This is a genomic window from Shinella sp. GW821-FHT11G07, from assembly GCF_058808115.1.
Genome location: NZ_JBXARJ010000018.1, coordinates 33,257 through 50,540, shown reverse-complemented (window position 1 = coordinate 50,540; position 17,284 = coordinate 33,257). Strand labels below are relative to the sequence as shown.

Annotated in this window: 13 protein-coding genes; 5 read left to right on the top strand and 8 right to left on the bottom strand. The window is 64.7% G+C overall.

Annotated features, from left to right (window positions below):
- Positions 1-34 precede the first annotated feature (34 nt).
- The 3 genes from AC1RT2_RS27215 to AC1RT2_RS27205 all read right to left on the bottom strand — a co-directional run bounded on the left by AC1RT2_RS27215 (position 35) and on the right by AC1RT2_RS27205 (position 3,148).
- Positions 35-982, bottom strand: coding sequence for a lysylphosphatidylglycerol synthase domain-containing protein (locus AC1RT2_RS27215; RefSeq protein ID WP_069060440.1), 948 nt, complete (start codon positions 980-982; stop codon positions 35-37).
- A 197-nt stretch (positions 983-1,179) separates the two neighbouring features.
- Positions 1,180-2,571 (bottom strand): M20/M25/M40 family metallo-hydrolase, encoded by a 1,392-nt coding sequence (locus AC1RT2_RS27210; RefSeq protein WP_069061564.1) that lies wholly within the window; start codon positions 2,569-2,571, stop codon positions 1,180-1,182.
- Between the two features lie 136 nt (positions 2,572-2,707).
- The gene (locus AC1RT2_RS27205) at positions 2,708-3,148 is read right to left on the bottom strand and encodes a MarR family winged helix-turn-helix transcriptional regulator (RefSeq protein ID WP_069060441.1); all 441 of its coding nucleotides are present in this window, start codon (positions 3,146-3,148) and stop codon (positions 2,708-2,710) included.
- 374 nt (positions 3,149-3,522) lie between these two features.
- Here AC1RT2_RS27205 and polA point away from each other — a divergent pair, with 374 nt between their 5' ends.
- Complete coding sequence (polA, locus tag AC1RT2_RS27200; protein WP_493107015.1) at positions 3,523-6,510, top strand: DNA polymerase I; 2,988 nt, start codon at positions 3,523-3,525, stop codon at positions 6,508-6,510.
- Positions 6,511-6,622: 112 nt separating this feature from the next.
- On the opposite strand, the gene AC1RT2_RS27195 is transcribed toward polA, so the two are convergent.
- Together AC1RT2_RS27195 and AC1RT2_RS27190 are read right to left on the bottom strand one after the other, a co-directional pair.
- Positions 6,623-7,282 (bottom strand): peroxiredoxin, encoded by a 660-nt coding sequence (locus tag AC1RT2_RS27195; RefSeq protein WP_261003934.1) that lies wholly within the window; start codon positions 7,280-7,282, stop codon positions 6,623-6,625.
- Positions 7,283-7,539: 257 nt separating this feature from the next.
- On the bottom strand, positions 7,540-8,121 hold the full coding sequence (locus AC1RT2_RS27190) for an IMPACT family protein (protein WP_493107012.1): 582 nt from the start codon (positions 8,119-8,121) through the stop codon (positions 7,540-7,542).
- 152 nt (positions 8,122-8,273) lie between these two features.
- On the opposite strand from AC1RT2_RS27190, the gene AC1RT2_RS27185 reads away from it, so the two are divergent.
- The 4 genes from AC1RT2_RS27185 to AC1RT2_RS27170 all read left to right on the top strand — a co-directional run bounded on the left by AC1RT2_RS27185 (position 8,274) and on the right by AC1RT2_RS27170 (position 12,948).
- Positions 8,274-8,465: a hypothetical protein gene (locus AC1RT2_RS27185; RefSeq protein WP_444800157.1), complete on the top strand. Its 192-nt coding sequence runs from the start codon at positions 8,274-8,276 to the stop codon at positions 8,463-8,465.
- Between the two features lie 133 nt (positions 8,466-8,598).
- On the top strand, positions 8,599-9,546 hold the full coding sequence (locus AC1RT2_RS27180; protein WP_493107010.1) for a glycosyltransferase family 2 protein: 948 nt from the start codon (positions 8,599-8,601) through the stop codon (positions 9,544-9,546).
- A 72-nt stretch (positions 9,547-9,618) separates the two neighbouring features.
- Positions 9,619-11,148, top strand: a complete 1,530-nt coding sequence (locus AC1RT2_RS27175) for a lipopolysaccharide biosynthesis protein (RefSeq protein WP_493107008.1) — start codon at positions 9,619-9,621, stop codon at positions 11,146-11,148.
- A 6-nt stretch (positions 11,149-11,154) separates the two neighbouring features.
- A complete protein-coding gene (locus tag AC1RT2_RS27170) occupies positions 11,155-12,948 on the top strand; it encodes an alpha/beta hydrolase (RefSeq protein WP_493107006.1) in 1,794 nt (597 codons plus the stop codon).
- A 4-nt stretch (positions 12,949-12,952) separates the two neighbouring features.
- On the opposite strand, the gene AC1RT2_RS27165 is transcribed toward AC1RT2_RS27170, so the two are convergent.
- From AC1RT2_RS27165 to AC1RT2_RS27155, 3 genes are read right to left on the bottom strand one after another with little or no spacing between them, the layout of a single operon-like run.
- Positions 12,953-15,400, bottom strand: a complete 2,448-nt coding sequence (locus tag AC1RT2_RS27165) for a beta-mannosidase (RefSeq protein WP_493107004.1) — start codon at positions 15,398-15,400, stop codon at positions 12,953-12,955.
- 11 nt (positions 15,401-15,411) lie between these two features.
- Complete coding sequence (locus AC1RT2_RS27160; RefSeq protein ID WP_493107002.1) at positions 15,412-16,365, bottom strand: DUF1839 family protein; 954 nt, start codon at positions 16,363-16,365, stop codon at positions 15,412-15,414.
- Between the two features lie 2 nt (positions 16,366-16,367).
- On the bottom strand, positions 16,368-17,282 hold the full coding sequence (locus tag AC1RT2_RS27155; protein WP_257949314.1) for an amino acid--[acyl-carrier-protein] ligase: 915 nt from the start codon (positions 17,280-17,282) through the stop codon (positions 16,368-16,370).
- Positions 17,283-17,284 lie beyond the last annotated feature (2 nt).

Sequence of the window (17,284 nt, the reverse complement as noted above, 5' to 3'; positions counted from 1 at the left end):
GCTGAACCCGAGATGAACCAAAACGAGCCGCCCTTCAATCTTCGCCATGGCCCGGACGGGCAAGAAAACGCTGCCGTTCGAAGATCAGAATGACCACCAGCGCCATGATGAACGGGATGATCAGGTAGAACAGCCGGAAGACGGCAAGGGCCGCAAGCACGGTTGCCGGGTCCATGTCCGGCAGGCCGGCGATGAAGACCAGTTCCAGAACGCCGATGCCGCCCGGCGCATGCGACAGCAGCGCCACCGAAAAGGAGGCGAGGAAGATGCCGAGCACCACGAAGAAACCCGGATTGCCCTCTGCCGGCAGCACGAAATAGATGATCGCCGCCGCCGCGATAAGCTCGATCGGCGCAATGAACAGCTGGCGGAAGACCAGCGAGGGTTTTGGATATTCGAGCTTCAGCCAGCGCGTATTGATCGGCCGGAAGCCGACGAGGCTGCCGACCACGTAGAGCGCCACGAGCGCGAGAATGAGCCAGCCGGTCGACAGCGCCGCCTCGATCGGTAGGAAGCCGGCAAAACGCTCGATGATCGTTGGCTCCAGCACCAGAACCAGGCCGAACAGCATGAAGGTGCCGAGCGCGAAGGTGAACGAGCAGAAGGCGACGAGGACGCCCACCTCCGATCCGGTCAGTCCCTTCGACGTATAGGCGCGGTAACGCACCAGCGCACCGGAAAACACCGACGCGCCGATCGTGTGCGACAGCGCATAGGTGGTGAAGGAGGTGATGGTGATGAACCACAGCGAGATGCGGTGGCCGAGATGTTCGAGCGCCAGATGGTCGTAGGCCGCGAGGGCTGCGTAAGCGACGAGCGTGGCTATGCAGGCAAGGATCCAGCCGGAGACCGGAATGGCATGGATGCTCGCCATGAACTCGGCGAGCGACAGGCCGCGCAGCTCCTTGTAGAGGATGTAGACCGATAGAATGATCGCGGCGGTGCTGACGAGCGGCCAGAAGAATTTTTTCAGCCGCTTCATCCTGCCTTGCCCCCTGCGCCCGGCGCGCGATCGCCTGAGCTGCGAGGGTGTCTCGCAATCTTTCCTGATGCCATCCCAACCCTTCCCCATCGTGCGGGCCTGTCATCGCCTGTCCGCGATGCGGCCCTTGTCATTCAGTTGGTCAGCTTTTCCGTTCCCTTCGGTTAAAGCCAACCAACTTTGTCATCACATCTGCGTCAGCGCGCCGCGAGCGCGGAAAGAATGCGCACCCAGGAACGGATGCCCTTCTCGAAGGAGCGCAGCTCGTATTTCTCGTTCGGCGAATGGATGCGGTCATCCGACAGCGCAAAGCCGACCAGCAAGGATTCCATGCCAAGCATCTTCTGGAAATCGCCAACGATGGGGATGGAGCCGCCCATGCCGATGACCACGGCCGGCTTCGGCCATTCGTCGGAAAGCGCGTTCTTCGCCTTGCCGAGCAGTTCCGAATCGTAAGGAAGCTGGATGGCCGGCGAACCGCCATGGGCGTGAAACGCCACCGAGCAGTCGGCCGGGATCTTGGACCGCACATAGGCGCGGAAGGCGTCGCGGATCTTGGCCGGGTCCTGCTTGCCGACGAGGCGGAAGGAGACCTTTGCCGAGGCTTCGGCGGCAATCACCGTCTTGAAGCCTTCGCCGGTGTAGCCGCCGGTGATGCCGTTCACTTCCGCCGTCGGCCGCGCCCAGGTCAATTCCAGCACCGAGCGGCCCTTTTCGCCGGACGGGATCGACAGGCCGATTTCGCCCAAGAAGCTTTCGGACGAGCTGCCGAGCTTTTCCCAGGCCGCCTTGATCTGCGTCGGGGTTTCCTCGACGCCCTCGTAGAAGCCGTCGAGCGTCACGCGGCCGGTCTCGTCATGCAGGCCGGCGAGAATGCGCGACAGAATGTGGATCGGGTTTGCCGCCGCACCGCCGAAATAGCCGGAATGCAGGTCGCGATCGGCCGCCTTGATGACGACCTCCTCGCCGACGAGGCCGCGCAGGCCCGCCGAGATCGCCGGCGTGTCGGCGTCCCACATGCTGGTATCGCAGACGAGGGCGAAGTCGGCCGTCAGTTCGGCGGCATTGGCCTCCAGGAAGGGTTTCAGCGACGGCGAACCGGATTCCTCCTCGCCTTCGAAGAGGATGGTCACGCGGCAGGGCAGCGAGCCCGCCGTTTCCTTGTAGGAGCGGCAGGCCTCGACGAAGGTCAGGAGCTGGCCCTTGTCGTCCGAAGTGCCGCGACCGGTAATGATACGGCGGCCGTCGCCAGTGTTACGCACGGCCGGCTCGAAGGGATCGTGATCCCAGAGATTCAGCGGATCGACCGGCTGCACGTCATAATGGCCGTAGAACAGCACGTGCGGCGCATCGGGCTTGGCGCCGTCATGATGCGCGACGACCATGGGATGGCCGGGCGTATCGCGCACCGTCGCGTCGAAGCCGAGTGAACGCAGTTCCGTCACCAGCCATTCGGCCGCGCGGCGGCATTCCGCCTTGAAGGCCGGATCGGTGGAGATGGACTTGATGCGCACCAGCTCGAACAGGCGCTCAAGGCTTGCCGGGATACCGGCGCTGACGTGATCGAGGACGGGCAGAATATTGGTCATGGTCGAATCCCTGAAGCAGGCTGCGCCAAGCTGTGTCAGCGGTTTTGCGATGACGACATGCGGCAAATCAAAATTTCGGCGCGACATTAGACCGATCGCGTCGGGAAGGGCAAATCGTATGACGGTTCCGCGACGATCACACGCGCGGATCGCGGCCGAGATTGGTCAGCGCCATGCGCATATATTCGAGCAACAGCTCCCGCTCGAACTGCCGGAAACCCTGGAAGAGAGCGTCTTCGGTCGCAGACGCCGCAGCAAGTGCGGCCTCGCGCAGCGCCTTGCCGCGCACCGTGAGGAAAACCAGCTGCGCCCGCTTGTCCTTCGGGTGGCGGCGGCGCGAGATCAGGCCGTCGCGCTGCATGCGGGCAAGCGTGTTGGCCATCGTCGCCTGTTCGATATCGAGCCGGTCGAGAAGTTCGCGCTGGGTGAGGCCGTCGCCGCTCCACAGTTCCACCAGAACCGGGAACTGGCCGGGCGCAAAGCCGGCCCCGTCCGCCCGCGCCTGCAACGCGCGGGAGGCCCCCTTCGCCAGGAGATTGGCGAGGTATGCGGCCGACTCCTTCCGGTCAAAGTCCATGGCGGAGAAGCTATGCCGGTTTGCAACCGAAGACAATGGATCGCAGACGATGCAATCGCCCAAATGCGAGAAGCCGCCGACGACAGGAGGCTTGTCGCGGCGGCTTCTTCGAATGATGGACAAAGGCCCGGAGAGGGGGATGAGGCCTTTGTCCTTGTCTGGCGCGGCGGGGGACAGGCCGGGATGCCAGACAACGGCTTGATCAGGTGCCGTTGATGAATATTTGTGGGTTCGAATGTGGCTTTTCAAGGGATTCGAACGCGCGGAAATTACAAATTGGTAACGTTCGTGTGAGGCTTTCCGGCCGCTTGATCGGGTGGCAAACCCTCAATGAGAGATGGACGCGGAAAGCCGCCCGCGCTATCCATTCCCCCATGAAAAAAGGTGATCATCTCTTCCTCGTCGACGGCTCCGGTTTCATCTTCCGCGCCTTCCACGCCATCCCGCCGCTCAACCGCAAATCGGACGGGCTGCCGGTCAATGCCGTCTCGGGCTTCTGCAACATGTTGTGGAAGCTCTTGAAGGATGCGCGCAACACCGACGTGGGCGTGACGCCGACCCATTTCGCCGTCATCTTCGACTATTCGTCGAAAACCTTCCGCAACGCGCTTTACGACCAGTACAAGGCGAACCGCACCGCGCCGCCGGAAGACCTGATCCCGCAGTTCGGCCTGATCCGCCACGCGACCCGCGCCTTCAACCTTCCCTGCATCGAGAAGGAAGGGTTCGAGGCCGACGACCTGATCGCCACCTATGCGCGCCTCGCCGAATCCGATGGCGCCGGCGTCACCATCGTCTCCTCCGACAAGGACCTCATGCAGCTCGTGACGCAAAACGTCTCGATGTATGACAGCATGAAGGACAAGCAGATCTCCATTCCCGAGGTCATCGAGAAATGGGGCGTGCCGCCGGAGAAGATGATCGATCTCCAGTCGCTGACGGGCGATTCGACCGACAACGTGCCGGGCGTTCCCGGCATCGGCCCGAAGACCGCAGCCCAGCTCCTCGAAGAGTATGGCGATCTCGACACGCTGCTCGCCCGTGCCGAGGAGATCAAGCAGGTGAAACGCCGCGAGAACATAGTGGCGAACCGCGAGCTCGTGCTGCTGTCCCGCCAGCTCGTCACGCTGAAGACCGATACGCCGCTCGACACGACGCTGGACGAGCTGGTGCTGCATCCGCAGGACGGCCCGAAGCTGATCGCCTTCCTCAAGACCATGGAGTTCACCACGCTGACACGTCGTGTCGCGGAGGATTGCGCCTGCGACGCCAGCGCCATCGAACCGGCGGTCGTGCCGGTCGAATGGGGCGCGGAAGCGCGCGGCCCGGACCTCGACAAGGGCGACGTGGCCGGCCCCGCGCCGGTGCTGGACGGCAATGAGACGGCGGCAGAGGCCGCCGCAACGCTACTGCCCTCTGCCGGCACCGGCGATGCGACGCCTTCGGCGCTTGCCAGGGCACGTGCGGAGCGTTTTTCCGCCGCCCCGATCGACCATTCCACCTATGAGACGGTGCGCGACCTCGAGGCGCTCGACCGCTGGATCGCCGCCGCGCGCGAAACCGGCCTTGTCGGCTTCGACACGGAAACCACCTCGCTTGATGCCATGCAGGCCGAGCTTTGCGGCTTCTCGCTGGCGATTGCCGACAATGCCAAGGACCCGACGGGCACGACGATCCGCGCCTGTTATGTTCCGCTCAACCACAAGACCGGCGTCGGCGATCTCCTGGGCGGCGGGATTGCCGAGGGGCAGATCCCCATCCGCGCAGCGCTCGAGCGGCTGAAAGGCCTGCTGGAGGACCCGTCGGTCCTGAAGGTCGCGCAGAACCTCAAATACGATTACCTCGTCATGCGCCGCCACGGCATCACCGTCGAGGGTTTCGACGACACGATGCTGATGTCCTACGCGCTCGACGCGGGCGCCGGCACGCATGGCATGGACACCCTGTCGGAACGCTGGCTCGGCCACAAGCCGATCGCCTACAAGGACGTCGCCGGCTCCGGCAAGGGTGCGCAGACCTTCGACATGGTCGATATTTCCCGCGCCACGGCCTATGCGGCGGAAGATGCCGATGTGACGCTGCGCCTCTGGCACGTGCTGAAGCCGCGCCTGGCCGCCGAGCGCATGACCACCGTCTACGAGCGGCTGGAACGCCCGCTCGTACCCGTGCTCGCGCGCATGGAAGAGCGCGGCATCACCATCGACCGGCAGGTGCTGTCGCGCCTTTCCGGCGAACTGGCGCAGGGAGCGGCCCGGTTCGAAGAGGAAATCTACGAGCTTGCCGGCGAGCGCTTCAATATCGGCTCACCAAAACAGCTCGGCGACATCCTGTTCGGCAAGATGGGCCTTTCCGGCGCCTCGAAGACCAAGACCGGCCAGTGGTCAACCTCCGCGCAGGTGCTGGAAGACCTGGCCGCGCAGGGCATTCCGCTGCCGCGCAAGATCGTCGACTGGCGCCAGCTCACCAAGCTGAAATCCACCTATACCGACGCGCTGCCGGGCTTCGTGCATCCCGAAACCAAGCGGGTGCACACGTCCTACGCGCTCGCCTCGACGACGACCGGCCGCCTCTCCTCTTCCGACCCGAACCTGCAGAACATTCCGGTGCGCACCGCGGAAGGCCGGAAGATCCGCACGGCTTTCATCTCGACGCCCGGCAACAAGCTGGTCTCGGCCGACTACAGCCAGATCGAGCTGCGCGTGCTGGCCCATGTGGCGGACATTCCGCAACTGAAGCAGGCCTTTGCCGACGGCATCGATATTCATGCGATGACGGCGTCGGAAATGTTCGGCGTACCGGTCGAGGGCATGCCGTCCGAAGTGCGCCGCCGCGCCAAGGCGATCAACTTCGGCATCATCTACGGCATCTCGGCCTTCGGCCTCGCCAACCAGCTGTCGATCGAGCGGTCGGAAGCGGGCGACTACATCAAGAAGTATTTCGAGCGGTTTCCCGGCATCAAGGACTACATGGATTCGACCAAGGCCTTCGCCCGCGAGAACGGCTATGTCGAGACGATCTTCGGCCGGCGCGCGCATTACCCGGAAATCAAGTCATCCAACCCGTCGGTACGCGCCTTCAATGAACGCGCCTCGATCAACGCCCCGATCCAGGGATCTGCGGCAGACATCATCCGCCGTGCCATGATCAAGATGGAGCCGGCGCTCGCCGCCGCCGGCCTGTCCGCCCGCATGCTGCTTCAGGTGCACGACGAACTGATCTTCGAGGTCGAGGATGGCGAAGTCGAAAAGGCGATCCCGATCATCGTCGACACCATGGAGAATGCTTCCATGCCCGCATTGTCGATGAAGGTCCCGCTGAAGGTGGATGCGCGGGCCGCGCGCAATTGGGACGAGGCGCACTGAGGGGAAACAAGGCCCCTCCCCGCCTATCGGCATCTTTCTCCATGGAGAGAAGATGGTACCGGATGAATGACGGGCAAGGCTTCAAACCCTGCCCGTCACCCGCTGGTCGTGATCAGGCGGCCGGCTGCTTGGTCTTGCGCAGGTATGGCAGCACCGTATCGAAGGCGCCGAAGCGGGCGATGGCGTCTTCGTTGGAAACGGCGGCGGTGATGATGACGTCCTCACCCTGCTGCCAGTTGGCGGGCGTTGCCACCTGGTGCTTGCTGGTGAGCTGGATCGAATCGATCGAGCGCAGGATCTCCGCGAAATTGCGGCCCGTGGTCATCGGGTAGGTGAGGATCAGCTTGATCTTCTTGTCCGGGCCGATGACGAAGACGGAACGCACGGTGGCGTTGTCGGCGGGTGTGCGGCCTTCCGACGTCTCGCCCGCGCCGGCCGGCAGCATGTCATAGAGCTTTGCGACGGCGAGGTCCTTATCGCCGATCAGCGGATACTCGACGTCGAAACCGGTGGCGGTGCGAATGTCGTTCTTCCACTTGGCGTGGCTTTCGACCGGGTCAACCGAGATGCCGATGATCTTGACGCCGCGCTTGCGGAATTCACCTTCGAGGCCGGCCATCGCGCCGAGCTCGGTGGTGCAGACCGGGGTAAAGTTCTTCGGGTGCGAGAAGAGCACGGCCCAGCCATCGCCGATCCAGTCATGGAAGCCGATCGTGCCGGCGGTGGTTTCGGCGGTGAAGTCCGGAGCGATGTCGTTGATGCGCAGGCTCATGGGTCTCGTCCTCTCTCGTGCGGGGTCGCAGGCGAAAAGCCCGCGAGAATATATCCGGGCGGTAGATAGACCGAAAAATTTGGCTTGCCTATAGCGGCACGCCGTCGCTGCCGGGTCAGGGACGAGCGCATCTTTGCGCTTTTACCGCCGGTTGGACGAAGGCGTTCGGCGGTTCGCTGCGCCTGCGCCAAACCGTTCTCCGAAGTCGCCGCGCAGTGGAAGGTGATTTTCTTTTCGTCAGGCGGGCAGCTTGCGCGTCAATTGCCGATTTCGGCGCGCCCGCTGGTGAGGTCGACGATCATCCGGCCGATCTCCTCCGCCTTCTCCGCAGGCACGCGAAAGGACAGCCTGGCCCCCGTCTCGTGATAGGTCTCGTCGTCCAGCACCAGCCCGGCAAAAGCGCCAAGCCGCGCCTTGACCAGCGCCAAATCGGAAAAGCCGAGCGAGACGGACAGTGCTGCCCGTTCCACATATTCCGTCTTCGCCGCGGCGCGCAGGCACGCGGCCGCGGTGCCGCCATAGGCGCGCATGAGCCCTCCGCTGCCCAGGAGAATGCCGCCGAACCAGCGCGTGACCACGACGAGCGTGCGGTCGAGCGCCTGACCGTCGATTGCCTGGAGAATGGGCTTTCCCGCCGTGCCGCTCGGCTCGCCGTCGTCGCTGAACCGGTAGGCCTGGCCGACGCGCCAGGCCCAGCAATTGTGGTTCGCCGAGGGGTCGGACAGGTCTGCCAGCAGCGCCTTCGCGTCCGCCTCGCTGTCGAGCGGGCAGGCGGTCGCAAGAAAACGGCTCTTGCGGATGTCCTGCTCGAAAATCTCGGTGCGGTCCAGCGTGTACAAGGGGCGGTTTCCATTGGCGTGAACCCGTCTCGTATCCCTTTCACGCCCGGTGCATCAAGCGGCGAATAGAGCACTAATTCTATAGACTATTGACAGCGGCCACGATTTCGCCATGATGTTTGCCGGGACGTTAAACGGAATGGGAGCAACGCATGATCTATCTCGGTGGCGTGACGCTTGGTTACTTCAACCTCTATCCGGTCGGCTTTCAGCCGAAGGATGAGCAGGCGCAACGCGACGACAGGGTCGCAGGTACCGTGACGGAAGACCGCCTGCCGCTCGAAGGCAGCCGCCTCTCCTCTTCGCGGCGCCCCGTTCAGTGGCCGCTTCACGTCTTCTTCTGACCCAGGCGCTTGCTGCGCCTACAGGAAATCGTCGATGATTTCCTGTAGGCATTCGTGGATAGGCCACGCGGATTTGCACGATGGGACGGCTTTCTTGGGGGCATTCATCCTGCATTAAGGTTTCGTAGACAAATTGCAGGAACGAGCAGAAGACCGAAGGGTCGTCGCCGCCATCGATTGTTGCAAGGCCTTCTCCATGTTTCCGGATGATCCGGTTTTCCTGATATCGATGGTTGTCGCCACGCTCGGCCGTTCAAGCGAGCTCGAGCTGCTTTTTGCATCGCTTGCCGCGCTCGGTCGCCGTGATTTCGAAGTTATCCTCGTCGATCAGAATGCCGACGAGCGCCTTGCGCCGATCGTCTCGCAATGGCAGGACCGCCTCCACATCCAGCATGTCAGGACCGACCGCGCGGGTGTCTGCCGGGCGCGCAATCTCGGGGCGTCCAAGGCCACGGGCACGTGGCTGCTCTTTCCGGATGACGACTGCTGGTATCCGGCCGATCTGCTCCAGCGTTTCGAGGCGATATCGCAGACGGTGCCGGCCGATTTCTATTGCGGACGGGCGGTCAATGCCGAAGGCGAAACCATCATGGGCCGCTTCGAACTCTCGCCAAGCCCGATCGAGCGCGAAAACATCTGGACCACGCTGATCGAATGGATGCTGTTCGTGCGCCGCTCCGCCTTCGAGAAGGCCGGCGGCTTCGATGATCGCATCGGCCCCGGCTCCGGTACGCCCTGGGGGGCCTACGAGGTGCAGGACCTCGCCTTGAACCTGCTGTCATCAGGTGCCCGCGGTCACTACGACCCGGCGCTCACCGGCCACCACCCGGATGATCGCCTCCAGGCGGCAACGCCCGACGGCGCGCGCAAGATGCGCGTCTACGGCGCCGGCCTTGGCTATGTCATGCGCAAACACGGCTATCGTTTCACCGACTATCTTCCGCATCTTCTGCGCCCGCTTGCCGGCATTGCCGTCTACACGCTGACGGGGCGTCCCGCACTTGCCCGCCGCTCGCGGGAAATCCTGGCCGGCCGCTGGTCCGGCTGGCGCGCCGCCCCTGCCGGAACGACGATATCTTAAGGGTTTCGTCCTAGGGTGCCCGCTGTATGGCCGCGAAAAATCGTCGGCCGCGTACGGTGAATGGAACGGCCGATGAGCAAGGGCATCATGTCCAATTCGATCATGAATGCGGCAGCAGGCATGCTGCTGCTGGTGACCGGATTCGCCTGCTCGATCCTTGTCGCGCGCCTGCTCGGGCCGGAAGCCAACGGCACCATCGCCTTTGCCCTGTGGATCGGCGCGACCGGTTCGCTCGTCGCCGAGCTCGGCACCGGCGTGCTGCTGCTGCGCCTCCTGCCGCAATTGAAGGCACGCGGCGTCGACGATGCGGGGCGCCGTGGTTTTGCCGCCTATCTGGCGTTGCCGGTCATCGCCTCCACTATCATTCTCGTGGCGCTCTATTTCGGCGTTTCCTTCAAGACCGAGCTGCTCTACGGCACCGATGTGACCACCGGCATCATCGTCCTGACGGCGGTGCTGCTGTTCATCCAGTCGGTCGGTTCCTTCTCGAAGAATTTCCTGATCGGCGAACAGCGCCTCGGCACCTTCTTCCGCATCACCGCGCTGTCCTCGCTCCTCCAGTTCGTCTTCGTCGTCGCAGGCGCCATCGGTTACGGCATCGCCGGCGCACTCGTCGGCTACATTGCCGGACAATGTGTGCAGTTCGTCTACACGCTCGGCCTGTTCGGGGTCCGCCGCGACAATGCCGGCTATCGCCGGCGGTATCTGCTGGCCAATTCCGCCGTGCTGTTCTTCGAATTCGCCGTCAGCGCAGTCTTCCTCAATCGGCCGGAACTTTTCTTCCTGCAGCATTTCCAGACGCTCGGCGAGGTCGGCTACTACGCCGTCGCCCTGTCGCTCGCCAATCTTGCCCTCCAGCTTCCCGTGCAGCTGACCGGAAGCCTGCTGCCGTTCTATGCGGAGCGACGGGAGGCATCGGGCGGCAGCGTGCATGCCAGCATCTTCGACGGCGTGGTGCGCAGTTTCGCCTATATCACCTTCCCGCTCTGCTTCGGGCTCGCGGCCATTGCCCATCCGCTGGTGACCGCCGTCTACGGCGCACCCTTCGCCGAGGCCGGGTTGATCGTTGCGATCCTCGCCGCCGGCTCGCCGGCCTATGTCTTCGGCCAGCTTGTCACGCAATATCTCTATTCCATGGACCGGGTAAAAATCCGCCTGGTGGCAAGCGGCGTCGGCGCGGCCCTGATGGTCATCGGCCTGTTTTTCGTTGTGCCGGTTGCCGGTGGAGCGGGGGCCGCGGCGGTGCGCGGCGTCGTCTTCGCCATCATGGTCGTGCTGCTGCTGACGGGCGTCGGCCGCGGCGCGATGTCGGCCGGCCTGTCGGTCATCGTGCTGAAGGTGGGCGTTGCCGCCGCCGGCTGTGGCCTTGCGGCCTGGCCGATTGCCGAAAAAATCGGCGGATTTACCGGCGTTATCATCGGTATCCTTGCGGGGGCTGTCGCCTACGGAGTTCTGCTGCGCCTGCTGAAGGCAGTGCCGCCGGAGGATGGGGCCGTCATCGACAAGATGCTGGAGCGCCTGCCGATGAAACCCGGCCGGATCGCGCGCCGGCTGCTCGCCCTCGTGGTGCCGCCGCCGTTGTCCCAGCCGGTCGGAGAGTGAGACACCATGCTGCGCGGGGAGACCAGGCAAGACGATATCGAGCAGCATGACGCCGCGCCCCGCTGGCGCGCCGGGGAGGCAGCCCTTCCCGTGACCTTCGAGGGCACGGTCGGCCTCTACACGCCCGCTGCCGCCTCCACAACGCCCGCGGATGTCGCCGTGCTGTTTCTCAGCCCCTGGGGTTTTGAGGAAATGTGCACGCGAAAACTCTGGCGTCTCATCGCCGAGCGCATCGCCGCCCACGGCGTCGCCAGCCTGCGCTTCGATTATCCCGGCACGGGCGACGCGCTCGATACCTCTGACGAGCAGAGCCTCGAGACCTGGTCGCAGGCCATTCTGGCGGCCGCGCGCAAGCTGCGCCGGCTTTCCGGTGCCGCTCGCCTGATGCTGGTCGGTCACGGCCTTGGCGCGACCTTTGCGGCAAAGCTCGGCAAGGCGCTCGATACTGAGGCGGCCGTGCTGATGGCCCCGGTGGTCAGCGGCCGCTTCTATCTGCGCGAACTGTCCGCCTGGTCGAAGATGGTGGACGAGGGCCTCGGCCTGCGATCGGAGCAGCGCATTGCCGGCCGTGTCGCCGTCGCCGGGCTGGTCATGCCGGAACAGGTCGCCGAAGCCGTCAAGAGCCTCAGCATCGACCGGCTGGATGCGCTGCCGTTTGCAAAAGCCCTGGTGATCGCGCGACCAGCCCGCGAAAAGGACGCGGCCCTTGCCGCCCATCTTTCGAGCCTCGGCACCGACGTCGCCAGCATGGACTACGCCGGCTACGACGATCTCGTCTCCAACCCCACCTTGGCGCATCAACCGCAGGCGGTCATCGATGGCGTCGTCCATTGGATCGCCGGCGTGGCCAAGACGGGCGGACGCGCGCGGGCCGCGACGGACCACGTCGCTTCGGCGCCGCTGACAGACGATGGCTTCGTCGAAGAGCCGTTGCGTTTCGGCGAGAACAACCGGCTGTTTGGAACGCTTTGCGGCCCGCGGGGGCAGCGCCATGGCGCGACCGTGCTGCTGCTCGGCACCGCGTACGACCGGCAGGCCGGCTGGGCACGGGGCACGACGGAGACCGCCCGCTATCTCGCGCAGCACGGCATCGTATCGCTGCGCTTCGATGCCGCGAATGTCGCCGACAGCCCGCCAGCACCAAACGCGCCCGAACAGGTACAGTACAGCGAGACGCAGCTTGCCGATGTCCGGGCGGCGATGGATTTCCTCGTGTCGCGTCACCTCGCGCCAGTCCTTCTTTCCGGCCGGTGCAGCGGCGCCTATCTTGCCTTCCGCGCCGCCGTCACGGACGAACGCGCGGCCGGCGTCGTGTCGGTCAATCCCTTCACCTTCCGCTGGGATCCGGACATGTCCGTCGACGAGGCGCTGCGGGCCAATCCGCGCTCGCTCGACGATTATCGCCAGCGCGCCTTCGACCCCGCCACCTTCCGGCGTCTGATTTCCGGGGATATCGACCTGCGCCGCGCGGCGGCCAATGTCGGCGTGCAGATCGCGCGCCGCCTTGCCGTCATCGCACCCCGCACGCTCGGTCGTTTCTCCCGCTTCGGCCGGTTGCGGGGCGATACGCAGGCGGATTTCCGCCTGCTTGCGAAACGCGAAGTGCCGGTGCTGCTGGTCTATAGCGAGGGTGACGTCGGGCTGGAGCGGCTGAAGCTCGATTTCGGCCGCACCGGGCTGGATGGCTATCACAACGTGGCGGTCGAGATGATCCCCGATGCGGATCACAATCTCTCGCCGCCGCACGCCCAAGCTGCCTATCGCGCGCTTCTTTTGAAAGCCGCCCTCAAGATCGCCTGATCTTTCAGAACGAACGCAGGGCCTCGACGCCGACACCGCCGATCGTACCGGAGGGTTTTTTAGTTGGATCGGCACCGTTGAGCGGCGCAAGCCGGATGGTCTTCACACCGCCCGGTGCCAGATGGAACCAGTTGTCCGACGGCAGAAAACCGTCGACTTCGATTGCGACGGACTGGGCGAAACGGTCCGTTGAAAGCTCGAGGCTCCAGCCTTCCGCACCCTGATGCAGGGCCACGGTTATTGCCGGAGAAGTCATCGCCTCCGCCCGGCCGCGCGGAAAATGGAAGGCATCCGCGACGACCGTTCCTGCCGCATCGATCAGCCGGCCGACCGTCACGTCATGGGAGGGCGGGCCGAAACGGAAGGCATAGGTCGTGTCAAAGAAGGCGCCGAACAGTGCCGTTGTCGGCATGGTCTGCGCCGAATGCGGGGCAAGCGTGATCTCCCGCCGGCCGCTGACGACCGGCTGACGGCCGTGCCGCAGGCAGGCGAGTTCGAGCGTCAGGGATTGTTCGTGTGCGCTGTCGTTGATCGCGTGCACGTCGAGCCCGTTGGTGCCCTCGTCGGACAGCGTGACCTGCACCGGCCGGAAGGCGCGGCGCAACGCATGCCAGGCGGATTTCGGCAGGCCCGTGGCATCCACGATGCCCCAGCCGGCGCCGGGCAGCAGGTCCTGAAACGTCCAGACGAGCGCACCGTTGCAGGTGGATTTTTCGCGGCGCCATTCGGCGAAGGTGGCCTCCATCACCTCGGCGACGACAGCGCGGGAAAGGTCGAGATAGCGGGTCGGGTCCTCGCGGCGCAGACGCGCCGGGTCGTGGCCGTAAAGCAGGCCGAGATAGTGGTCGCGCACATCCTCGAAGTCCCAGGAGGCACCGCGGTCGCGCGGCACGCGGGCCTTCCAGCGCGGATCATGCACAGGGGGTACCGGCAGGTGCGCATCGAGCGTCTGCTGTTCCGGCACATTGGCAAAGGCGAGGCTTTCGGCGGCAAAGCGCACCTCGGCGCGGCGTGCATCCTCCAGCCGCCGGCAATAGGCGCCGACGCCGTAATAGTGCGTGACGCCAACATTGGGCGAGAAGGGCATCGCTCCGCCGCTCGGTGAATTCTCGACATAGGGTACGTCCGGACGATGCGCCGCGACGAGGGCGGGCAGGATGTCGAGCGTCAGCGGCCCGGCCCAGGCCGTTTCCGGCAGGCCGAGCATCGCCGCCTGCTGGTCGATCTCACTGCCGCCGCAGAGCACGGCAAGCGACGGCGAGGCGGCGGTCGCGTCGAGGAACTGCGCGACCTCGGTGCGGACGTTTTCGACAAAGGCCGGATCGTTCGCCGGGTAATCAAAATTGGCGAACTGGAAATCCTGCCAGACCATCAGGCCGAATTCGTCGCACAGCGCAAAGAAATCCGGCGTCTCATAGGCCATCGTGCCGCCGATGCGCAGCATGTTCATGTTGGCGTCGGCAGCAAGTTTCAGCAGCGGCGCGTAGCGGTCTCGCGTGCCCGGCAGGTCGACGATATCGGCAGTGGTCCAGACGGCACCGCGGCAGAAGATTTTGGTGCCGTTGACGCGCAGCGCAAAGTCCCGACCGTCCGCGCCGCGGTCAATCTCGATGCGGCGAAAACCGGTGCGGCCGAGTTTTTGCCGCACGCCATCCACCACGAGCGAGATATCGTGCAAAGCCGGCGTGCCATGCGTGCGCGGCCACCAGGCTTCGACGTCGGGGATGGTGAGGCTGGCGCTGAAACTGCGGTCTCCGTTCGCGATCGCTTCGACGGCGACGCCGGCGCATTCCACCATGGGCGCTGTGGCGCTATCGAGCGTGAAGCCGATCTCCAACTGGCCCTTGCCGTTTTCGTGAAGGCGCGCGGAGAGACGGATATCGGAGGCAACAGCCGGCGTCGGTCGCAACAGGCGCACCGGCCGCCAAGGACCGGCGGCATGGACCTCCGGGCACCAGCCCGGCATGCGGCCAAGCAGTGTGGTACGCACAAGGCGCAGGCCCTGCGGCGTGATCATCTGCGGCCGCCAGCGGGCGCGGGGACCGCGTTTTTCGAGATGCGGTTTCAGTGCACGGAAGCAGAGGGCGAGCCGGTCGTTGCCGGTGAGCGTCACGGGCAAGGCATGGGCCACGAACATGCTGTCGGAGGAAAGCACAAGCGTCCCGTTCCACCAGATCTCGGTGATCGTCGCGAGACCATCGAAATGCAGCACGGCGTCACCCGGCTCGTCACCCGAGAGGTCGAGCACGTACCAGGCGTCGAGATGGTCGAGCGGTTCGGGCGCGGTGCGATCGAAGCGGCCGGCGCGTTCGAGGGCGCCGGCAACCGTGCCGGGCACGGGGGCATCCAGGACATCGGAAAGGTCTTGCAGCGCGGCGGGGTCAGCGGCGGCATTGGCCGCTGTCAGGGCCATGCGCCAGCCGGTGGAAAGCGCTTTTCCGATCTCGGACATTCCGTCTTCCTTCAGTCGATGCGGGCGGCAAGGCTCGACATCAAAGTATCCCATGCCTCGACCGCCGGGTCGAGCGCCGTCGCCAGCGGATCGAATTTCCGGCGCGTTACCGCGCGGGCGAGCTGGAACTGCACGGACTTCGCCGTCTCCGAAATTTTTCGCGCGGCATCGCCGCCATCAAGGCCCAGCCAGTCGAGATGGCTGCCGGCCAACTCGAAATTGGCGCCGAGCTGGCGCAATGTGTTGAAGGCGTATTTGTGGAAGAAGCCGAAGGGGCGCTCCGCCACGGCCTCGACCTGCTTTGGAAACACCTTCGCGAAGGCCGCAACCGGGTTTTCCGTTGGACGCCGGCCGAAATGGAAGGCGAGCAGGCGTTTTGCCTCGCGGCGCAGATGCGCTTCGTCGGCCCGCTTTTCCGGGAACTTGGCGAATTCCGTATAGGGCAGGAAGGGAAGATCGTCCGGGCCGTTGTTCAACTGGAACAGGCCGTCGAAATCCTCGCCTTCCAGCCGGAAGAAGCCGGCATTGTGGAAATAGTCGAGCTGCTTGTTTTCGAGATCCAGCCGGTTGATCGCGACCGTCGTCTTGCCGTGCTCCTGACGGTAGGCGACGCCGCGGGTGTCCGGCATGTAAAAGCTGTCCATCTCGACGAGGCAGAGGCGGCCGCGGGCGATCTGGGTCGCGACGTGGCTCTCGACCTTGTCGAAGATGGCGAGTTCCGTCGCGCGGATACCATAGAGCGTTTCGAGGTCTTCCAGCGGCACCTTGAAGAAGGTGAACTGGTCGCCCTCGAAGTCCTGGGTCAGCGAGAAGCCGAGCATCGCCTCCGGGGACGTGCCGAACGTATTCAGCACCTCGATCCAGAGGTCGACGTAACAATTCGTTTCCGGCCACATGCGCTCCGCATCGTGCAGCGCGTGCGGCCGGTAGGTCTCGGGATTGGCCCCGGCGAAGACGGCAGCCATGCTCAGTCCTGATATCCCAGAACCTTGCGGACATCCGCCGGCCAGGTCGCAATATCCATGCCGTGGCGGGCAAAGAGCGCGAGCGCGATGCGCTCCAGGCCGAAGCCGACGCAGGCGGTGTGCGCGACGTCGCCGTTTTCGAGGTTCAGCCCCCACTTCGCGCCAAAGGCGTCCTGATGGTAGTTGAAGCTCATGCAGGCCGTCGGCTTGGCGGCAGACGTCACCGGAATGAGCAGTTCGAACTTGAGGTTCTGGTCGCGCTGGTTGTTGGCCATCATGCGGCCGGCGCGGCCGAAGAACGGGTCGTTGGCGACGTCCATCGTCACGTCGAGGCCGACCTTGGCCATCATCTCCAGGCCGCGGTCCATCCAGGTCTGGCGGAACTCGGTCACATGCTCCTGCGTGCCCATGCAGACATATTCGCGCATGCGGAAAAGCTGCTGGCGGGCCGGGTCGTTGGAGGGCTCATGGCGGAAGCAGTAGGATTGCAGGTCGTAGAGACCACCCTTGGCCGGTAGGCGGCCGCGCTTGGCGATCGTCGGATAGAGCGGATAGCAGGCGGCCGGCGTCAGCACGATGTCGGTCGCCTTCTGGTCCTTCGTCCAGTCGCCACCGACTTCCATGCATTGCAGCAGGCTCATATGGTCGAGATCGGCGCCGCAGAAGGCGTGCACGGTGCCGGCGAGCTGCGGAAAGCTCTTCATGTAGCCGGAGGTCTCGAAATGCGCGCGGTTCATGCCGGGCGGAAAGCGCATGGCTTCCGCACCGTCGGGGCCGCCATAGACGTCGATCAGCCGCTCGAAGCGGGCAATGACATCCTCGAAGGCGCCGCTGCGGCCATAAAGACCTTCGACGCCGGTATCAATGAGCAGGCCCGAATCGAAGAGCCTGTCGAGAAGGGAGGTCTGCATATCCATGG

Excerpts from the sequence above, each read along its gene's own strand:
- AC1RT2_RS27215 (WP_069060440.1), bottom strand. The coding sequence starts at position 982 with ATGAAGCGGCTGAAAAAATTCTTCTGGCCGCTCGTCAGCACCGCCGCG.
- AC1RT2_RS27210 (WP_069061564.1), bottom strand. The coding sequence starts at position 2,571 with ATGACCAATATTCTGCCCGTCCTCGATCACGTCAGCGCCGGTATCCCG.
- AC1RT2_RS27205 (WP_069060441.1), bottom strand. The coding sequence starts at position 3,148 with ATGGACTTTGACCGGAAGGAGTCGGCCGCATACCTCGCCAATCTCCTG.
- polA (WP_493107015.1), top strand. The coding sequence starts at position 3,523 with ATGAAAAAAGGTGATCATCTCTTCCTCGTCGACGGCTCCGGTTTCATC.
- AC1RT2_RS27195 (WP_261003934.1), bottom strand. The coding sequence starts at position 7,282 with ATGAGCCTGCGCATCAACGACATCGCTCCGGACTTCACCGCCGAAACC.
- AC1RT2_RS27185 (WP_444800157.1), top strand. The coding sequence starts at position 8,274 with ATGATCTATCTCGGTGGCGTGACGCTTGGTTACTTCAACCTCTATCCG.
- AC1RT2_RS27175 (WP_493107008.1), top strand. The coding sequence starts at position 9,619 with ATGAGCAAGGGCATCATGTCCAATTCGATCATGAATGCGGCAGCAGGC.
- AC1RT2_RS27170 (WP_493107006.1), top strand. The coding sequence starts at position 11,155 with ATGCTGCGCGGGGAGACCAGGCAAGACGATATCGAGCAGCATGACGCC.
- AC1RT2_RS27165 (WP_493107004.1), bottom strand. The coding sequence starts at position 15,400 with ATGTCCGAGATCGGAAAAGCGCTTTCCACCGGCTGGCGCATGGCCCTG.
- AC1RT2_RS27160 (WP_493107002.1), bottom strand. The coding sequence starts at position 16,365 with ATGGCTGCCGTCTTCGCCGGGGCCAATCCCGAGACCTACCGGCCGCAC.
- AC1RT2_RS27155 (WP_257949314.1), bottom strand. The coding sequence starts at position 17,282 with ATGGATATGCAGACCTCCCTTCTCGACAGGCTCTTCGATTCGGGCCTG.